General features: G+C 55.3%; 19 protein-coding genes. 11 read left to right on the forward strand and 8 right to left on the reverse strand.

Annotated elements, in window-relative coordinates:
* The 7 genes from ENTMO_RS23915 to ENTMO_RS0106610 form a co-directional block, all read left to right on the forward strand.
* Positions 1-3,586: RHS repeat-associated core domain-containing protein (locus ENTMO_RS23915; protein ID WP_237702313.1), on the forward strand; the 3,586-nt coding region annotated here is incomplete at its 5' end.
* The gene (locus ENTMO_RS0106590; protein WP_010428339.1) at positions 3,583-4,014 is read left to right on the forward strand and encodes an SMI1/KNR4 family protein; all 432 of its coding nucleotides are present in this window, start codon (positions 3,583-3,585) and stop codon (positions 4,012-4,014) included. The genes ENTMO_RS23915 and ENTMO_RS0106590, both read left to right, overlap by 4 nt.
* A 480-nt stretch (positions 4,015-4,494) precedes the next feature.
* Positions 4,495-4,797 (forward strand): hypothetical protein, encoded by a 303-nt coding sequence (locus ENTMO_RS0106595; protein WP_010428341.1) that lies wholly within the window; start codon positions 4,495-4,497, stop codon positions 4,795-4,797.
* A 363-nt stretch (positions 4,798-5,160) separates the two neighbouring features.
* The gene (locus ENTMO_RS26480) at positions 5,161-5,247 is read left to right on the forward strand and encodes a hypothetical protein (RefSeq protein ID WP_237702320.1); all 87 of its coding nucleotides are present in this window, start codon (positions 5,161-5,163) and stop codon (positions 5,245-5,247) included.
* A 92-nt stretch (positions 5,248-5,339) separates the two neighbouring features.
* A complete protein-coding gene (locus ENTMO_RS25120; RefSeq protein WP_071985417.1) occupies positions 5,340-5,873 on the forward strand; it encodes an SMI1/KNR4 family protein in 534 nt (177 codons plus the stop codon).
* Positions 5,874-6,079: 206 nt separating this feature from the next.
* The gene (locus ENTMO_RS0106605) at positions 6,080-6,484 is read left to right on the forward strand and encodes an SMI1/KNR4 family protein (RefSeq protein ID WP_010428344.1); all 405 of its coding nucleotides are present in this window, start codon (positions 6,080-6,082) and stop codon (positions 6,482-6,484) included.
* Between the two features lie 355 nt (positions 6,485-6,839).
* A complete protein-coding gene (locus ENTMO_RS0106610) occupies positions 6,840-7,220 on the forward strand; it encodes a hypothetical protein (protein ID WP_010428345.1) in 381 nt (126 codons plus the stop codon).
* Positions 7,221-7,499: 279 nt separating this feature from the next.
* Here the strand turns inward: ENTMO_RS0106610 and ENTMO_RS25125 are convergent, their stop codons facing one another.
* The 4 genes from ENTMO_RS25125 to ENTMO_RS0106630 all read right to left on the reverse strand — a co-directional run bounded on the left by ENTMO_RS25125 (position 7,500) and on the right by ENTMO_RS0106630 (position 10,129).
* Positions 7,500-7,754: a hypothetical protein gene (locus tag ENTMO_RS25125; RefSeq protein WP_071985409.1), complete on the reverse strand. Its 255-nt coding sequence runs from the start codon at positions 7,752-7,754 to the stop codon at positions 7,500-7,502.
* An 82-nt stretch (positions 7,755-7,836) separates the two neighbouring features.
* Positions 7,837-8,427 (reverse strand): hypothetical protein, encoded by a 591-nt coding sequence (locus tag ENTMO_RS0106620; RefSeq protein ID WP_010428347.1) that lies wholly within the window; start codon positions 8,425-8,427, stop codon positions 7,837-7,839.
* A gap of 139 nt (positions 8,428-8,566) precedes the next feature.
* Complete coding sequence (locus ENTMO_RS0106625) at positions 8,567-9,022, reverse strand: hypothetical protein (protein ID WP_010428348.1); 456 nt, start codon at positions 9,020-9,022, stop codon at positions 8,567-8,569.
* A 225-nt stretch (positions 9,023-9,247) separates the two neighbouring features.
* Positions 9,248-10,129: a LysR family transcriptional regulator gene (locus tag ENTMO_RS0106630; RefSeq protein ID WP_010428349.1), complete on the reverse strand. Its 882-nt coding sequence runs from the start codon at positions 10,127-10,129 to the stop codon at positions 9,248-9,250.
* Positions 10,130-10,234: 105 nt separating this feature from the next.
* Between ENTMO_RS0106630 and budA the strand changes: the two genes are divergently transcribed.
* From budA to ENTMO_RS0106650, 4 genes are all read left to right on the forward strand, one after another.
* Positions 10,235-11,014, forward strand: coding sequence for an acetolactate decarboxylase (gene budA, locus ENTMO_RS0106635; protein WP_010428351.1), 780 nt, complete (start codon positions 10,235-10,237; stop codon positions 11,012-11,014).
* Positions 10,986-12,707, forward strand: coding sequence for an acetolactate synthase AlsS (gene alsS / locus ENTMO_RS0106640; RefSeq protein ID WP_411326750.1), 1,722 nt, complete (start codon positions 10,986-10,988; stop codon positions 12,705-12,707). Before budA ends, alsS begins: the two co-directional genes overlap by 29 nt.
* A 20-nt stretch (positions 12,708-12,727) precedes the next feature.
* A complete protein-coding gene (locus ENTMO_RS0106645; RefSeq protein ID WP_010428353.1) occupies positions 12,728-13,498 on the forward strand; it encodes a (S)-acetoin forming diacetyl reductase in 771 nt (256 codons plus the stop codon).
* A 131-nt stretch (positions 13,499-13,629) separates the two neighbouring features.
* Positions 13,630-14,103, forward strand: coding sequence for a cold-shock protein (locus ENTMO_RS0106650; protein ID WP_010428355.1), 474 nt, complete (start codon positions 13,630-13,632; stop codon positions 14,101-14,103).
* A gap of 69 nt (positions 14,104-14,172) precedes the next feature.
* On the opposite strand, the gene ENTMO_RS0106655 is transcribed toward ENTMO_RS0106650, so the two are convergent.
* Genes ENTMO_RS0106655 through ENTMO_RS0106670 form a run of 4 tightly spaced genes read right to left on the reverse strand, consistent with a single transcriptional unit; the run spans position 14,173 to position 17,539 of the window.
* Positions 14,173-14,877: an ABC transporter ATP-binding protein gene (locus tag ENTMO_RS0106655; RefSeq protein WP_010428357.1), complete on the reverse strand. Its 705-nt coding sequence runs from the start codon at positions 14,875-14,877 to the stop codon at positions 14,173-14,175.
* Positions 14,864-15,700, reverse strand: a complete 837-nt coding sequence (locus ENTMO_RS0106660; protein WP_010428362.1) for an ABC transporter ATP-binding protein — start codon at positions 15,698-15,700, stop codon at positions 14,864-14,866. The genes ENTMO_RS0106655 and ENTMO_RS0106660 overlap by 14 nt, the downstream gene beginning before the upstream one ends.
* Entirely contained in the window at positions 15,693-16,526 is an 834-nt protein-coding gene (locus ENTMO_RS0106665) for an ABC transporter permease (RefSeq protein WP_010428363.1), read from the reverse strand. The genes ENTMO_RS0106660 and ENTMO_RS0106665 overlap by 8 nt, the downstream gene beginning before the upstream one ends.
* Positions 16,526-17,539, reverse strand: a complete 1,014-nt coding sequence (locus ENTMO_RS0106670; protein WP_010428365.1) for an ABC transporter permease — start codon at positions 17,537-17,539, stop codon at positions 16,526-16,528. The genes ENTMO_RS0106665 and ENTMO_RS0106670 overlap by 1 nt, the downstream gene beginning before the upstream one ends.
* Between the last annotated feature and the right edge of the window lie 40 nt (positions 17,540-17,579).

Below are 17,579 nucleotides of genomic sequence, written 5' to 3' on the forward strand. Positions count from 1 at the left end.
GCTGGGCAAAATCCCCGGCATCAACAAGCTGGCCCGTATCGCCTGTCGCGCCGGCACGCTGATGACCGGCGTGGCGGCAGCGGGGATCATCGCCCGCCCGGTGGATATCGTCAGCGGACAGAAGTTTCTCAGCGGGGATGATGAGCTGGACTTCGTCCTGCCTTCCCGTCTTCCGGTGCGCTGGCAGCGCTACTGGCGCAGCGGCAACCCCGGCGACAGCGTGCTGGGCCGCGGCTGGAGCCTGTTCTGGGAAAGCCGCCTGGAGCCGTATCAGGACGGCCTGGTGTGGCGCGCACCGTCCGGCGATTACGTCGCCTTCCCGAAGGTCCCGAAAGGGCTGCGCACCTACTGCGAAAGTGAAAAAAACTGGCTTGAACATCATCAGGACGACAGCTGGTCGGTGTATGACGTCAGCGGCGAGCGCTGGCACTATGCGCCGCTTAAGGATGATGCCCCTTCGCTGCTCCAGCGCATCTCTGAACCCTGCGGCAACGATATCCTCTTCGAGTGGAATGCGAATAATACCCTGCATGCCCTGACCGACAGCGCGGGCCAGCGCGTGGTCTGCCGCTACGACCGTGACAGGCTCCTCGGCGCCTGGCTGGATGACGAGATCTGCCTGGTCAGTTACGCTTATGATGAACAGCGCCAGCTGGTCTCCGTGACCGGCCGGGGCGGTAGCGTGCGCCGACGCTTCCGCTGGCAGGACGGGCTGATGAGCGCCCACGAGGACGCCAACGGCCTGCTGAGCGAATACCGCTGGCGGGAGATTGACGGCCTGCCGCGCGTGGTCGGCTTCCGCCACAGCGGCGGCGAACAGCTGACGTTCGAATACGATTTTGACAACGGCACCCGCCGCGCGACCCGCGAAGACGGTGCGCAGGCGCACTGGCTGGTGGACGACGACGACAACGTCGCGCGCTTCACGGATTACGACGGCCGCCAGACGACGTTTGTTTACCGCGACGGCGAGCTCTGCGACGTCATTCTGCCGGGCGGCGCGATGCGCCGCAGCACGTGGGACAAATACGGCCGCATGACCAGCGAGACGGACCCGGCGGGCCGCCGCACGGAGTATCACTGGCATCGCCTGACCGACCGCATCACCCGCACGGTGTACCCGGACGGCACCTCTGCGCAGGCCATGTACGACCTTCGCGGTCGTCTGCTGTCGGAGACGGATCCGGCCGGTAGCACCACCGCGTATCGCTATCCCGACGATGAAGAAAACCTGCCCGAGAGCATCACCGACGCCATCGGCGGCGTGGTGCGTCTGGTCTGGAACCACCAGGGGCTGCTGACGCAGCGCACCGACTGCTCCGGCAGCGTCACCCGCTTCACCTACGACCGCTTCGGGCAACTGATTGCCAGCGAGGATGCGGAAAGGAATATCACGCGGCGGGAGTGGAGCCGTGCCGGGCTGCTGAGCGTCGTGATCCATCCGGACGGCAGCCGCGAGTCGCTGGTGTGGAACGAACGCGGCCAGCTCACGGGCTGGCGCGACCCGCTGGAAAGCGAGGTGAGCTGGGCCTATAACGCGCTCGGCCTCCCGGTCAGCCTTACCGACCGTATTGGCCGCGTGCGCCAGTGGCGCTACGACCCGCGCGGTAACCTGCTGCGACTCGATAACGGCAACGGGGCGGAATACCGCTTCACCTACGACGCCGTGGGTCGCCCGCTCAGCGAAACGCGACCGGACGAGACCGTGCGCCATATGCAGTGGGACGCGCGAGGGTTCCTCTGCGCGCTCGAAGAAAACGGCCGACCTGCCGCCGACGGCGGTATCGCCCGTCGCGTCCAGCAGTTCAGCTATGACGACAGCGGGTTGCTGATCGGGCGCACTCAGCGCCACGCGGAGTACCGTTACTTCCGCGACCTGAGCGGCCAGATCACCCGCATCCGCCGCACGCCGACGGCCGAAGGCGTTGCCCTGGGTATCGAAAGCGATGAGATTGCTTATCGCCACGATGCCGCCGGACGCGTGCTGAGCGAGTCCGGCATTAACGGCGAGGTGGGCTACGAATGGGATGCTCTGAGCAACCTGACCGGCCTGACGCTGCCCGGCGAGCAAAAGCTGGCCTGGCTGCACTACGGCTCCGGCCACGTCAGCGCCATCCGCTTCGGGCAGCAGCTGGTGACCGAGTTCACCCGCGACCGCCTGCACCGCGAGGTGCGCCGTACTCAGGGCGCGCGCGATCAGATCCGCCAGTATGACAGCCTCGGCAGACGCACCCTGCAGCGCAGCGAATTGAGCACGGACGTGACCCTGCCGGAGCAGGCGCTACTGGAACGCCTGTATCGCTACACCGCACGCGGCGAACTTTCCGGCGTCAGCGACACCCTGCGCGGTGAGGTGGACTACGGCTACGACGCCGAAGGGCGCCTGCTGAAGCACTACGAGGCCCGCCAGGGGCACAGCCGCGCGCAGTTCAGCTACGACGCCGCGGATAATCTCGCCGCCAATGACGATCCGGTACCGGTCACGGATAACCGCCTGCAGCACTGGCAGGCGCTATTTATGAAATACGACCACTGGGGCAACCTGGTCAGCCGCCGCAACGGGCTGTATGAACAGCATTATGCCTATGACGCCGAGAACCGTCTGGTGTTCGCCCGGGGAACCGGGCCGGAAGGACGGTTTGAGGCGCGCTATCACTACGACGCGCTGGGCCGCCGCACGCACAAAATCGTCACCACGACGCACGGCACTACCAACACCCGCTTCCTGTGGCAGGGCTACCGCCTGCTGCAGGAGCAGCAGGAGAGCGGGCTGTGCAGCACGTATATTTACGACCCGAATGAGGCCTGGAGCCCGCTGGCGCGGGTGGATCACCTTCGTGACCAGAGCAGCGGGGAGATTTACTGGTTCAACACCGACCTGAACGGCGCGCCGCTGGAAGTGACCGACGAGCGCGGCGCGGTGCGCTGGAGCGGCCAGTACGGCAGCTTTGGCGAAGTGCGCCATCAGAGCGAAGGGTTTTCACGGCTTGTGAATCGCTCGGCAATGGCTCACCAGCCGCTTCGCTATGCCGGGCAGTATGCTGACGGTGAAACGGGGCTGCACTATAACCTGTTCCGCTACTACGACCCGCAGGTCGGGCGGTTTATTGTGCAGGATCCGATTGGGCTGAACGGCGGGTGGAACCTTTACCAGTATGCTCCGAACCCGTTGGGGTGGATTGATCCGCTGGGTCTTGCTGCTTGTAATTCTTCTGGGCAAAACAGGAAGTTTTGGAAAAATGAACCAATAGAATTTAACGGAAATAAAGTTTATCAGCGGGATGATTTATTTGATCCTGAATTGATGACAACTTGGCGTGAAAAAGGAAAAGTTTTCAGGGGAACGAACGTAGAGCGAATGGCTACAGGCCGTGCACCTGTTGGATATGATGGAAATGCAGTTAATTTACATCATATGTTACAAACTCAAGATGGCCCAATTGCGGAGATGAGTCAAACATTCCATAAAACTAACCATGGAATAATACACATAAATCCAAACACAATCCCATCTGGTATAGATAGATCTGTATTTGATACATGGCGTAAACAATATTGGACAAACAGAGCGAGTGATTTCCTATGAGCAGAGAAGAATTAGTAGAGCTTTTTGATAAACATTCTGATTTAATCAACATGGGAACGTCTGAAGATTCTCCAGGAAGTGACTGGATCGATGCTGCCGAAAAAGCATTATCAGTGACTTTTCCTGCTAGCTATAAGTGGTTTTTAAACAATTATGGTGGCGGAGATATCTGTGGTGAGGAAATTTATAGTATTTACTGCCTGCCTTTTGATGAGGCGGTAGGTGGAGATATAGTATATCAAAATACTATAGCAAATGATAATTTAAAAAAAGGAAGAGTTGTTGTATCGAATACGGATTTTGGCGAAGAGTTCTTTTTTGATGCAAATGAAATGGAAAAAATATATGTATCATTAGGGGAGAATGTTCAACCCTATGCTGATAATTTTATTGAGTATCTCAAGAAACGATTGTTTGCATACATTTAATAACTGTATCTTTCCATTCTAACTAAAACGCCGGGAAGTACTTTTTAATTTCCGGCTTGTTTTACCTATTAAGTTTAATATAACTACTACGCTCCTCGGATAGACTGTATATCGTACAGGATCCGATTGGGTTGAATGGTGGATGGAATCTTTATCAGTATGCGCTGAATCCGCTGAGATGGTTTGCTCCGTGGAGGTTATGTAATGGTAATACTGTCATAAGAGCGGTGACGCCTGAAAACGAGAGAGTATGTGAGCGGCTAAAAAACAATAATAACAACACGTTAGCATAAAATAACACCGGCCTAACATGTTGCAGGTGCTCCGCATTCGCGTGACTCTTGGATTTCCTCCACCAGAAGCCAGGCATCAGCAGAGAATTTACAAACACTGCTTACTCGAAATGCTGATGCGGCGTATCAGAAAGTTTTAATTTTGGTGAGGCATCCCACGAAACCATAATATTTTAATAGGTCATTTATGTTAAGTGATGTAAAGAAAAAAATAATTGAAAATGATTTTGTTAATAACGTTAGGATTAATATGATTTTCAATGATGAGCAGTATAATGACTTGGTTTCTGGTTTAGAGAAACTTGCTAACCTATTGAAAAATAATGAGTCCATAGATAAAGAATTAGCTTTGTATTTATATACAATACCTCAAATGATAAGAAATGCGTATGCTAGTTTTGATAAAGTGGAAAACAAACCAGATTTGGCTTTTAAATTAGAGGATGCATGGATAGAGTTAGACTCGCTAGTAATAAACTGTTTAAGCTAAAAAGAATGAAGGCCGGGTGAGAGATTCGTCCAGCTTTGATATGATATAATCCTTTCTTGAACCACAAATATATAATTAATAATCCATCCTCTACTACGACCCGCAGATTGTGCGGTTTACTGTACAGGATCCGATTGGGCTATGTAGGGGATATGAAGTCAGTGGTAACAATCCATACCAGACGCGGGTTGATCCTCATTACCCCGGAAGAGCTCATCAAGCATTCTCAATAGATACCAGAACATTAGTATCAGGAATGCTTATTTCAAACTGCAATATAAGGAAATACCAAGAACTTTGGAGTCAATAATCTGATATGCATCGGGTTCCTTAAGTTAAAGCAAGTTATATAGAATAAAAGAAGTGGGAAAGTTACCGAAAATAGATGAAACCTGGATTAAAGTATTTCCAGAGCATGTGAATTATAAAGGAAAAGCAATAATACATTAACATGTAGATTTTGGGACATATCCTATACCCTAACCTGAACGTATTCATATTGACAATGGCGATGTTTGGCATACGAATTGAGAGTAATAATTGTGTTAATAACATTAAATGAAATTGAAGTTAAATTAAATGAGAAGTTCTCTCCTTTTAATGGAGAGATGGATGATTTGATTTTGAAAAAAAGAATGTCGCCTGTAAACAATATCAAACTTTCTGAGGAAAGACTTCGTGTGAATTTCCCAAAGGATTTTATTGAGTTTGTCAATAATTATGATGTTGATAACTTCACTTTGGGGAATATATCTTTCGGCCATGGTGGTGGTTATTTGGAGAAAATAGTCAGTATTAACAATGATGAGTTTAACCATTGGTGGATTGGCGAGCATAGACCAGATGTTGTGTTATGTGTTGCAATATCAGACCCTTATACTATTTTACTTAATACTCATGATGGCAAAGCTTATGCTATTACAAGTGAGCAAACTATGGATGGATGGGAATCGATAGCTGATAGTTTTGAGCTATTTATCAGAGGTGTTGGTTCACATGTTTTAAAAACATGTCCTTTATCGGAAATTATCAAGCTAACAGGGGCGAGCGATACTTCATTTTGGAATGATCTCTGATGGCGGTGTCTGGTGATAATTTATATATTACTGCGTTAGATATTTTTTTGAAACACTATCAAAAATAATGAAAGAAATAATTTCCAAAACTGTTGTGGTGATGTGGGTATTAAACCAACTTGCGAACTCAGTCCTTTTGTAAAATTTAATACGAGCACAACCTTTACAAAAACCCGCATCTGTATATGCGTTAGGGTGAAACTACTATGTATCTTACTGATTCAGAAAATAAACTAACTGTATACGAAATAAATGCTTTCAATACGATTTTTGATAATCAACTTCCCGCTTCATTTCTTGATTTTTATCTAAAAAATAATGGAGGGCACCCTCATAAAAATAAAGATGGTAATCCGTTTATGCTTGGCGGGTTTAACCCTGTAAAATATGGTAACCTGCCTATAGAACAACTCTATCGTGACCTTGTTGAGTCGTTTGGCGAATTGAGCAATATGGTCCCTTTTGCATATGATGACGGGGGGAACTCTTTTCTACTATCTCTCAAATCTGATGATTCATTAGGGAAGGTGTTTGTTTTTTTCATGGATGATAAAGAAGTTGCATTGGTTTCTGGAACGTTCTCAGAATTTTTAGAGGAATTGTTTCATTGAAAGCAATGAGGTAGCGTATGAAATTCACAAAAGTGAGTTTTTTATTATCGAAAACTAAAGCAAAGTATGCAGTTAAAATATTAAATGACAGTCATTAATTTAATTCTTGTAAATTTAATAACTATGCTTGCGTCTGGTTTGTTAATGTTTATTGGTAATTATTGATATTTTTAGATATAAAAACCAAGATTAAAACCGTAAGCTTCAATGTACGTATAAATTAATGTTAATGCTGAAGGATAGCATGTCAAATGGCAATATGTGCAAGAGGCCAATTTGGAAAGGTATAGCATTTAGATGTTTGATAAATTTTATTACATAGCTTCAGATTGATGACGATAGAAGGAAAGAATAAATGCAACGATTGATGGGGGACGGTTACGAACCTTATGTTAATAAGTTTAATAACAGGCTTATATATTCATTACCTGTTGAATCGGGATTTGTCAGTTTTTATTTTGAGTTTGATATTCGTCAGACCGATCTTGACATCCTGCTGTCCGATCATTACCGGCGGGCCGTCCTGGAAGTGTCCGCACACACTTTGCTCCAGCGCTCGACGTTGAAGGGACATAAACGATTCACTCAGAACGATTTTGATAACCTTATTGCCACTACCCTTCATGCATCGCAAGAGCATCTTAGCGCATTCATTTCTAATATTAATCGGGAGCACAATATTTCGATTGAACATTATGTTAATGACATAATGAATAGACGCTTAACTAAAGGATGAATATACCGAACCCAGATAAGGTCAACATTATTGTAATAATAACGCTGGATCGATAGCTCTTTTTAACCTCGTGCTGCCCGAAAAGATCAAATCGATTTTTTCATGAGAAGCGCTAAGGTGGTTCTGTTTTTCTTTGAGTAGCTTCCCACAAACGCTTATCTATCGGTGTCGTTCAGTGTGGAGGATGCCTATCTTTTACCTTGCTAAACATTTTGCCGGGAGCAGGAGGCAGGTAAGGAAACAGAATCAGGATGAGCTAGCGTATTGTCACACTTTATCTCATTGCCTGGCGCTCTTCATTGCATCCTGCTTCCCCGGGTTGCATTGTTGTTTTGTACCGGGAAGATAAAAATGACCAGATGGATCCGGATCTGTTCCGCCCGGACAACCCGCTCGGCCATTAGATGATGCGGTGCCATCAGAACCGTTTCCGCCCTCAGAGCCATTTCCTCCATCACCACCCTTACCGCCATCAGCAGCATTTACAGCGAATGCACTGAGTAAGAGCAAACAGGCAATAGCGCGCTTATTCATCAAGACCTCCATTGTTCAACCCATAAACATTCAGGAAAATATTCCCGCGAGGTTTCCTTTCGGAACATTTCACAGGTACACCTCACGTCTGACTTTCAATATTCTCTCTGACCGCCTTCAGCGTCCTTTTACGGATCCAGCCGCTGCCCGCCCGGATTACCAGCCAGTAAGCTGTCATCCTTAGCCGAGTGCTTCTGTCCGGACAATAGACGAACGTTTCCGTACAGAGTTCATGTTGGCCTGGCGCCAGTTCCGATATCCGATAGCGAAGTAACAGTTTCGCACTGCCCGGTGCGGCTGGCGTCTGAAAAGCACTGGCATCCGGCACGTCTTCCAGACCGAAATCTGTCCGCCAGAATTGCCCGATTAAGCCATAGCACAGCTCAGATGCTGAGCTTTTCAAAAGGGTAAAGCTGTGCAAACCAAAGTCGCCGATCGCGTTAGGCTGCGGGTTGCGCAGAAATTTCTGCGGTATTTGACGTAATGACATTAGCCGCCGAAAGACGGGGTCTTGCCGGACGTCAAAGTTAGCAATCAATGGCAGAATAGTTTCAGGATGAGCAGTATGAATGACCGTTCGATGTTTCTCATGGAAATGAAACTGGGGTAGAAAAGCGGGAACGTCCCGCCAGTGAGCAAGCGCTTTGCGGGTAACGAATCCTGGATTCAGCATCTCTCATCCTTGTCATCCTTTGAGCCCAGCCAGAGTAACAGATGCTTTGATATAGACAATTACCAGGAAAAGAGAGGGGTATCTGGCCGAAATCCTCGCCCGTCCGCAGCAGCAGAACCCCGGCCTCCCATCACCCGCCTCAATGCGCCGTAATATACGGTTCCTTCACAAACTCCGCCAGCAACCAGACCATATCATGCAGTAGCCCGGTGAGTTCTTTCGCTACGCTCGCAGGCAGTGTCCCGCCCATCACCGCCAGCGTTAACGCCACAGCATAATCCACCTGCAACGCCGTTTCCTGCCAGCAGTCCGGCACGCAGGAAACGATCTTCTCCCCCGCGATGAGCCGTTCAACCAGATGCGGGGGAAGTTCCGTATCGCAATGTTCACGCAGGCGTTTAAGCAGTTCCAGCAAGCGCTCGCAAAGTATAGAAAACGTCACGGGATCGTCAGTTTCAACCAGCACGCTCACACAGGCGGCGCAGGTGTCAGCCAGTTCGAAGAGATCTGCGGAATCGCAAAGCTGAAGATTGATGAGATGATGAACAGCGCTTTCTTCCGAGAGCGCATAAGAAAAGTTAGGTGTAGTAGCCATTTAGCATCCTCGTTGTGCAAAAAAGTGTCATGTTATGCTAACGGGTTCCTACGCCCGGTTACGGATGTGCCGCAACGCAGGCACTTTACGACCGTGAAGAAAGGATGAAAAGGGATGCCCCTGAATTACATAAGGTTGCTTGCAGGTTTGCGAGGCGGCTTCCAGAAGGGCATTGCCGGGTGGCGGCTACGCCTTACCCGGCCTACAACAACCACCAAACCGGCGCTACCCCTCGCTCATCATCGCCAGAAACCGCTTCACCGTCCGCGAGCGTTCAAAGCGCCGCCAGCAGAGCGCGATATCGGTATAAAGCTCAGGTGAGCTCAGCGCGTGATAGGTGACATTCGGTGGAGAAATGGCCGCCATCGACTTCGGCACCAGCGCAAACCCGCCGCCCGCGGAAACCATGCTCAGGGAAGACGAAAGCTGTGATGACTGCAGCGCGTGCTGCACGTCGATCCCGGCCCGTTCGCAGCAGCCGTAAACCCGGTCATACAGCCCCGGCGCGACCTCCTGCGGGAAGAGCACCACCGGCGTATCCCGCAGCTGGTCCAGCGCCAGATCGCCGCTTGCTGCCAGCGGATGGTCGCGATGTAGCGCCACCACCATCGGCTCCCGGTCGAGGATTGTTAACTCGAACGCCTTGCTGCTCTCGCACGGCAGGCGCACGAAGGCGATATCCAGTTCACCCTCCGCCAGCTTCGTCGTCAGCGAAGACATATTGGCTTCCACCTGGTGAACCTGCACCGCCATGTTCTGCACCTGAAACTGACGGATCAGCGCGAAAATTTTGGGATGAAAAGCGTCGGAGCTGGTGATGCCAATCGAGAGGCTGCCGTTCAGCCCGCGCGCGATGCCGCGGGCTTTCTCCAGCGCGGCGTCGCTCAGCGCCAGGATCTTGCAGGCGTCCTCGTAGAAGGCTTCTCCCGCTTCGGTCAGCTCCACGCCCCGCGTCAGGCGTCTGAACAGCGGCGTGCCCACTTCCTCTTCGAGCCGTTTGATCTGCTGACTCAGAGGTGGCTGTGAAATACCCAGCGCTTCGGCCGCCCTGGTGAAGTGTCGCTCGCGTGCAACCGCGACAAAATACCGCAGATAACGAAGTTCCATATCAAAAACGTCTCAAACCACCATGGTTTCTATATTGGAACTCTCTGCTGAATCGGGTCAACATTTATTTAACCTTTCTAAATAAAGTTGAAGAGGACGAGCGTGATGATGCATTCATCTGCCTGCGACTGTGAGGCCAGCTTGTGCGAGACCCTGCGCGGGTTCTCCGCCCAGCATCCTGACAGCGTGATCTATCAGACATCGCTAATGAGCGCCCTGCTAAGCGGCGTGTACGAGGGGGAGACCACCATCGCCGATCTGCTGGCACACGGTGATTTTGGTCTGGGCACCTTCAACGAGCTGGACGGCGAAATGATTGCCTTCAGCAGCAAAGTGTACCAGCTGCGCGCCGACGGCAGCGCCCGGGCCGCGAAGCCAGAGCAGAAAACGCCGTTCGCGGTGATGACCTGGTTCCAGCCCCAGTACCGGATAACCTTCAATGGCCCGGTCAGCCGTCAGCAGATCCACGACGCGATCGACCAGCAAATCCCCTCTGACAACCTGTTCTGCGCGCTGCGCATCGACGGCAACTTCCGCCATGCCCACACCCGCACCGTACCGCGCCAGACGCCGCCGTACCGCGCGATGACCGACGTGCTGGACGACCAGCCAGTGTTCCGCTTTAACCAGCGCGAAGGGGTGCTGGTCGGGTTCCGCACGCCGCAGCATATGCAGGGCATTAACGTGGCGGGCTATCACGAACACTTTATCACCGACGACCGTCAGGGCGGGGGACATCTGCTCGACTACCAGCTGGAGAGCGGCGTGCTCACCTTCGGTGAAATTCACAAGCTCATGATTGATCTGCCCGCTGACAGCGCGTTTTTACAGGCAAACCTTCACCCCAGCAATCTTGATGCAGCGATCCGTTCCGTCGAAAACTAACAGGAGAACTACCGTGAACAGTGAGAAACAGTCACGTCAGTGGGCGCACGGCGCCGATATGGTTGTCGGCCAGCTGGAAGCGCAGGGCGTGAAGCAGGTGTTCGGCATTCCGGGTGCGAAAATCGACAAGGTCTTTGACTCCCTGCTGGACTCCTCCATCGAGATTATTCCCGTCCGCCACGAGGCGAACGCGGCGTTTATGGCGGCGGCGGTAGGGCGGTTAACCGGCAAGGCCGGGGTCGCGCTGGTCACCTCCGGACCGGGCTGTTCGAACCTGATCACCGGCATCGCCACCGCCAACAGCGAAGGCGACCCGGTGGTTGCGCTGGGCGGGGCGGTGAAGCGGGCGGATAAAGCCAAGCAGGTGCACCAGAGCATGGACACCGTCGCCATGTTCAGCCCGGTCACCAAATACGCTGTAGAAGTCAGTTCACCGGACGCGATTGCCGAGGTGGTATCGAACGCGTTTCGCGCGGCCGAGCACGGCAGACCGGGGGGCGCGTTCGTCAGCCTGCCGCAGGATATTGTCGACCAGCCCGCCACGGGCGCAATTTTACCTGCCAGCGGCCCTGCGCTGATGGGCCCGGCGCCGGAATCCGCCATTAACGACGTGGCGAAGCTTATCGAAAACGCCAAAAATCCGGTCATTTTGCTCGGCCTGATGGCCAGCCAACCCGCGAACAGCGCCGCGCTGCGCACGCTGCTGGAGAAAAGCCGCATTCCGGTCACCAGCACCTATCAGGCCGCCGGGGCGGTGAATCAGGAGCACTTCACCCGCTTCGCCGGACGCGTCGGCCTCTTTAACAACCAGGCGGGCGACCGGCTGCTGCATCTGGCGGACCTGATTATCTGCATCGGCTACAGCCCGGTGGAGTACGAGCCGTCCATGTGGAACAGCGGCGACGCCACGCTGGTCCCCATTGACGTGCTGCCCGCCTATGAAGAACGTAACTACGTGCCGGATCTGGAGCTGGTGGGGGACATCGCCGAAACCCTGAACCTGCTCGCTAACCGCATCGAGCATAAGCTGGAGCTGAGCCAGCGGGCATCAGAGATTCTGGTCGATCGCCAGCATCAGCGCGATCTGCTCGATCGCCGCGGCGCCTCGCTCAACCAGTTTGCGCTGCATCCGCTGCGCATCGTCCGGGCCATGCAGGACATCGTGAATAACGACGTAACGCTCACCGTGGATATGGGCAGCTTCCACATCTGGATCGCCCGCTACCTCTACAGCTTCCGGGCGCGTCAGGTGATGATCTCCAACGGTCAGCAGACCATGGGCGTCGCGCTGCCGTGGGCGATCGGCGCGTGGCTGGTGAATCCGGGGCGCAAAGTGGTGTCGGTCTCCGGCGACGGCGGCTTCCTGCAGTCAAGCATGGAGCTGGAAACCGCGGTGCGCCTCAACGCCAACGTGCTGCACATCATCTGGGTGGATAACGGCTACAACATGGTCGCCATTCAGGAAGAGAAAAAATACCAGCGTCTTTCCGGCGTCGAGTTCGGCCCGGTCGATTTCAAAGCTTATGCCGACGCCTTCGGCGCGAAGGGCTTCGCCGTGGAGAGCGCGGACGCGCTTGAGCCGACGCTGCGCGCGGCAATGGATGTCGACGGCCCCGCGGTGGTAGCCATTCCCGTCGACTACAGCGATAACCCGCTGCTGATGGGCCAGCTCCATCTCAGCCAGATTTTGTGAATCAATATAAGGACAGAGAAATGCAAAAAGTTGCTCTCGTAACAGGCTCAGGCCAGGGGATTGGTAAAGCGATCGCGCTGCGCCTGGTGAAAGATGGCTTTGCCGTTGCCATCGCCGACTATAACTATGAGACGGCGAGAGCCGTTGCCGACGAAATCATCCGCAACGGCGGTAAAGCCGTCGCCGTGAAGGTCGATGTTTCTGACCGCGAGCAGGTGTTTGCGGCGGTGGAGAAAGCCCGCACTGAGCTGGGCGGCTTCGACGTGATCGTCAATAACGCCGGGGTAGCGCCGTCCACGCCAATCGAATCCATCACCCCGGAGATTGTCGACAAGGTCTACAACATCAACGTGAAAGGGGTGATCTGGGGCATTCAGGCCGCGATCGACGCGTTTCGCAAAGAGGGGCACGGCGGCAAGATCATCAACGCCTGCTCCCAGGCGGGTCACACCGGTAACCCGGAGCTGGCCGTCTACAGTTCCAGCAAGTTCGCGGTGCGCGGCTTAACCCAGACCGCCGCGCGGGATCTCGCGCCGCTGGGGATCACCGTTAACGCCTACTGCCCGGGCATCGTGAAAACGCCGATGTGGGCGGAGATCGACCGTCAGGTGTCCGAGGCGGCGGGTAAACCGCTCGGCTACGGCACCGAAACCTTTGCCAAACGCATTACGCTTGGCCGCCTGTCCGAGCCGGAAGATGTCGCCGCCTGCGTTTCATACCTCGCCGGGCCAGACTCTGACTATATGACCGGCCAGTCCTTATTGATCGACGGTGGAATGGTGTTTAACTAAATACTAATAAGCTCTGACATGAGTTTTCCCCTGCCCCCGTGCAGGGGCTTTTTTTTGTCTCCTCCGCCATTGTGCATTACACTGCGCGCTGCAAAACTTTAGTCATTACGATCTGACAGGCGGTAACAGCGATGAACGGTACAATCACAACGTGGTTTAAAGATAAAGGCTTTGGATTTATCAAAGATGAAAACGGCGACAACCGCTATTTTCATGTGATTAAGGTCGCGAACCCTGATCTAATTAAAAAAGATGCCGCGGTGACCTTCGAGCCAACCACCAACAATAAAGGCCTCTCCGCCTACGCGGTGAAGGTGATCCCCGAAAGTAAGCACCTCTATATTGCGGGCGAGCGCGTGAAGCTCACCTCGATCAAATCCTTCGTGGTGTTCAGCGAAGAAGAGCCGGTTGATGCCAAAATCGATAAAGAGAACGCGGTGCTGTCGGTAGGGCTGCTGATGAACAGCATCAAGCCGAAGTCCGATAAAAAGCCGGGCGAAACGCGTTCGGTGAAAAAGCTGGCGATCACCACCTTCCAGAATACGACGATGATCTTCACCGAAGATGAAATCGACATTGATGCCACGGTGAAGCTGCTGAAGTGATTTGTTGCCGGGTGGCGGCGACGCCTTACCCGGCCTACGAAACCCGTGCGGCGCTCGCCGCCGCACGGTTTACCCCATTCTGTGCTCGCCCCTCAACATTGCCTCACGGTCAAACACCCGCTGGATCTCCCCGTGCGCCATAAACGCCGCCCGGTCTGACATATGCGCAACCACGTCCGCGTCGTGGCTCACCAGCAGATAGGTCATGCCGTGCTCGGCCTTCAGGCGGTTGAGCAGGTTCAGGATTTCCGCCTGCACCGACATATCCAGCGCCGAGGTCGGCTCGTCCAGCAGGAGTAGCTGCGGGCGCAGCAGCAGCGCGCGGGCAATGGCAACGCGCTGGCGCTGGCCGCCGGAAAGCTGATGCGGATAACGTTTACCCGCGTCGGCGGAAAGCCCCACCTGCTGTAGCGCATCCGCCATCATTTCGGCAACCTGAGTTTCACCGTGGATGTTTAACGGCTCTGACAGGGTACGCGCAACGGTGTGGTTCGGGTGCAAAGAGGCCCACGGATCCTGAAACACCATCTGCACGTTGCGGCGAAGCTCGCCTTCAAAACGTCGTCCTGGCCGTAACGCTTCTCCCAGGATCGAAATGCGGCCGTTCCACTCGCGCTGCAGCCCCGCCAGCACGCGCAGAATAGTCGATTTCCCGCAGCCGGATTCACCGATCAGGCTGAAGGTCTCGCCTTTCTCAATAGCAAAGCTGGCGGCGGAGACCGCCGTTTTCTCCCCGAAGCTCACCTGGAGCCGGTTTACGTCAACGAGAGCCATTGTTCACCTCCTTCCACGGCTGCGAGCGGTCCAGTGTCGGCAGCATCTGTCCATAGCTACCGGCGTTCGGACGGCAGGTCCACAGGGTGCGCGTGTACGGATGCGTCGCCTGCGGGAGCTGGCTTGCCGCCATCTCATCGACTTTTTCGCCCTGATACATCACCAGCACGCGGTCGCAGTGCTCCGCCACCAGCGGCAGATCGTGGCTGATGAGCAGCATCGCCATCTGGCGTTCTTCGCACTGCTGCACCAGCAGTTCGAGGATCTGGTTGCGCAGGCGGGCGTCCAGTGCGGAAGTGGGTTCGTCGGCAATCAGCACCTGCGGATTGTTGATCAGCGCCATCGCAATCATCACCCGCTGGCCCATGCCGCCCGAGAGTTCGCCGGGGGAGCGCTGGAGGACAGGTTCGTTAAGTCCGACGGCACGGATGATGTCGTGAATGCGCGCCAGGCGTTCAGCGCGGGGCAGGCGCTGATGCAGGGTCAGCGCCTCATCAAGCTGGGCGGCGACGTTTTTCGCCGGATTCAGCGCGTAGCGCGGGTCCTGCAGGACCATCGCAATCCCGTTGCCGCGCAGCGCCTGCCAGCGGCGGCTGTTCAGGGCCAGCAGGTCGTTGCCGAGCACGTTAAGCCGGTTCGCGCTCACGATGCCGGGCTTACGCCCCAGCCCCATCAGGGCGCGGGCGGACATCGACTTGCCCGAGCCGGATTCCCCCACCAGCGCCAGCCGCTCGTTGCCAAGCGTGAAGCTCAGGTTGTTGACCACGCGCGCGGCGGGGTAGTCGATATTCAGCGCATCGACGATGACGCGTTGTTCAGTCATGCTGTGGCTCCAGTACGTCGCGCAGGCCGTCGCCCAACAGGTTAAAGGCCAGGCTGGCAAACAGAATGGCCCCGCCCGGAATGGCGGCAATCCACCACTGGTCGAAAATCACCTGCATGCCGTCGGCAATCATCGCGCCCCATTCGGCCATCGGCGGACGTGCGCCAAGGCCGCGGAAGCCAAGACCGGCGGCGGCCAGAATAATGCCTGCCAGATCCAGCGCCAGCCGCACAATCGCGGACGGCAGACAAAGGGGCAGAATATGCCCGACCAGCAGGCGCGGGCCGCGAATGCCCATCATCTCGGCGGCGGCCAGGTAATCGCTGTGGCGCAGACGCTGAATTTCACTTCGGGCCTGACGCGCGTAGGCCGGCCAGGTGGTTAAGGCCAGCGCCAGCGCGCCGTTGACCAGCCCCGGGCCGAGCATTGCCACAAACGCGAAGGCGAGGATCAGGCGCGGCATCGACATCACCACGTCGGTAAAGCGCATCAGGATGCGCTCCATCCAGCCGCCGTAGCAGCCGGACAAAATCCCCATCAGCAGCCCGGCGGGCAGGGTGATAACGGTAACTAATGCCACCAGCCCGAGCGCCGGTCGCGTGCCGTAAATCAGGCGCGAAAGCAGGTCGCGCCCGTAGCTGTCGGTGCCCAGCCAGTGCTGGTCGTTCGGTGCCTGCAGGCGCGCGGCCGCGTCCTGCCAGTTCGGATCAAGCGGCGCGAGCCACGGCGCGAACAGGGCGATAAGCACCAGCAGTACGATGGCAACCAGCCCGCAAAACGCGGCAGGGGAGCGGCGCAGGCGGCGTAAGAAAAGATAAAACGGCATTAGCGCACCCTGGGATCGGTTGCCCGCACGAGCAGGTCGGTAAGGTTATTGATCAGCACAAAGCAGACGCCAATCAGCAGCGTGCCGCCCATGATGGCGGTGGTGTCCCCGGCGAACAGGGCGGTGGTGAGATAGCGCCCGATGCCCGGCCACGAGAAGACGGTTTCGGTCAGTACCGCACCTTCCAGCATGCTGGTGTAGGCCAGCGCAATCACCGCTAGCAGGGTGCCGTGAATGTTCGGCAGCACGTGGCGCAGCAGGATGGCCATCTCCCCGGCACCCTTGGCGCGGGCGAGCAGAATGTACTCTTTGTTCATCTCGCTCAGGCAGGCGGATCGCGTGAGGCGGGTAATGCTTGCCAGCGAGTAATAGGCCAGCAGCAGCACCGGCAGCACCAGGTGGCTGAGGGCGTTGCGGAACGCCTCGCGGTCGCCGGAAAGCCAGGTATCTATGAGCGCAAAGCCGGTGCGCGGCTCGACGGTGAACTGCCAGATATCGTCCAGCCTGCCGGGACCCGCACTCCACTGCAGCTTCGCGTAGAACAGGGCCAGCATCAGCAGGCCGAGCCAGAAGATCGGCACCGAGTTGCCGAGCAGGGTGAGGGTTCTGATGGCGAGATCGAGCGGCGAACCGGCGTAGCGGGCGCACAGCACCCCGGCAATGACGCCGAGTACGGACCCGATGATTAAGGCCAGGGTTGCCAGCTCCAGCGTGGCGGGGAAGGCGCGCAGCAGGTCCTGCAGCACCGGCTGTCCGGTGGCGCTGGCGGTGCCTAAATCACCGTGGGCGAGGTTTTGCAGATAGTGCCAGAACTGCACGGGCAGCGGCCGATCCAGCCCGAGCTGGTGGCGAACCTGATCGTAGGTTGACTGGCTGGCGTGATCGCCGCCGATCTGCAGCACGCGATCGACCGGGGAAAAAGCCGAGAGCGCAAACGTGACGAGCAGCAGCCCGAAAAGCGTGAGCAGCAGGGTCAGCAGACCCTGGAGCACGCGGGTGGAAAGATGTGGCATGGGAAATCTCTTCATGCCGGGTGGCGGCTTCGCCTTACCC

This window comes from Enterobacter mori LMG 25706 (assembly GCF_000211415.1).
Lineage (GTDB): Bacteria > Pseudomonadota > Gammaproteobacteria > Enterobacterales > Enterobacteriaceae > Enterobacter > Enterobacter mori.

Bases quoted from the DNA above. Each gene is read 5' to 3' on its own strand.
- ENTMO_RS0106660 (WP_010428362.1), bottom strand. From the start codon at position 15,700: ATGACTGAACAACGCGTCATCGTCGATGCGCTGAATATCGACTACCCC.
- ENTMO_RS0106655 (WP_010428357.1), bottom strand. From the start codon at position 14,877: ATGGCTCTCGTTGACGTAAACCGGCTCCAGGTGAGCTTCGGGGAGAAA.
- ENTMO_RS0106610 (WP_010428345.1), top strand. From the start codon at position 6,840: ATGCAACGATTGATGGGGGACGGTTACGAACCTTATGTTAATAAGTTT.
- ENTMO_RS0106665 (WP_010428363.1), bottom strand. From the start codon at position 16,526: ATGCCGTTTTATCTTTTCTTACGCCGCCTGCGCCGCTCCCCTGCCGCG.
- ENTMO_RS0106605 (WP_010428344.1), top strand. From the start codon at position 6,080: ATGTATCTTACTGATTCAGAAAATAAACTAACTGTATACGAAATAAAT.
- alsS (WP_411326750.1), top strand. From the start codon at position 10,986: ATGCAGCGATCCGTTCCGTCGAAAACTAACAGGAGAACTACCGTGAAC.
- ENTMO_RS0106645 (WP_010428353.1), top strand. From the start codon at position 12,728: ATGCAAAAAGTTGCTCTCGTAACAGGCTCAGGCCAGGGGATTGGTAAA.
- budA (WP_010428351.1), top strand. From the start codon at position 10,235: ATGATGCATTCATCTGCCTGCGACTGTGAGGCCAGCTTGTGCGAGACC.
- ENTMO_RS0106620 (WP_010428347.1), bottom strand. From the start codon at position 8,427: ATGCTGAATCCAGGATTCGTTACCCGCAAAGCGCTTGCTCACTGGCGG.
- ENTMO_RS0106670 (WP_010428365.1), bottom strand. From the start codon at position 17,539: ATGCCACATCTTTCCACCCGCGTGCTCCAGGGTCTGCTGACCCTGCTG.
- ENTMO_RS0106595 (WP_010428341.1), top strand. From the start codon at position 4,495: ATGTTAAGTGATGTAAAGAAAAAAATAATTGAAAATGATTTTGTTAAT.
- ENTMO_RS25125 (WP_071985409.1), bottom strand. From the start codon at position 7,754: ATGAATAAGCGCGCTATTGCCTGTTTGCTCTTACTCAGTGCATTCGCT.
- ENTMO_RS0106650 (WP_010428355.1), top strand. From the start codon at position 13,630: ATGAACGGTACAATCACAACGTGGTTTAAAGATAAAGGCTTTGGATTT.
- ENTMO_RS0106590 (WP_010428339.1), top strand. From the start codon at position 3,583: ATGAGCAGAGAAGAATTAGTAGAGCTTTTTGATAAACATTCTGATTTA.
- ENTMO_RS0106630 (WP_010428349.1), bottom strand. From the start codon at position 10,129: ATGGAACTTCGTTATCTGCGGTATTTTGTCGCGGTTGCACGCGAGCGA.
- ENTMO_RS0106625 (WP_010428348.1), bottom strand. From the start codon at position 9,022: ATGGCTACTACACCTAACTTTTCTTATGCGCTCTCGGAAGAAAGCGCT.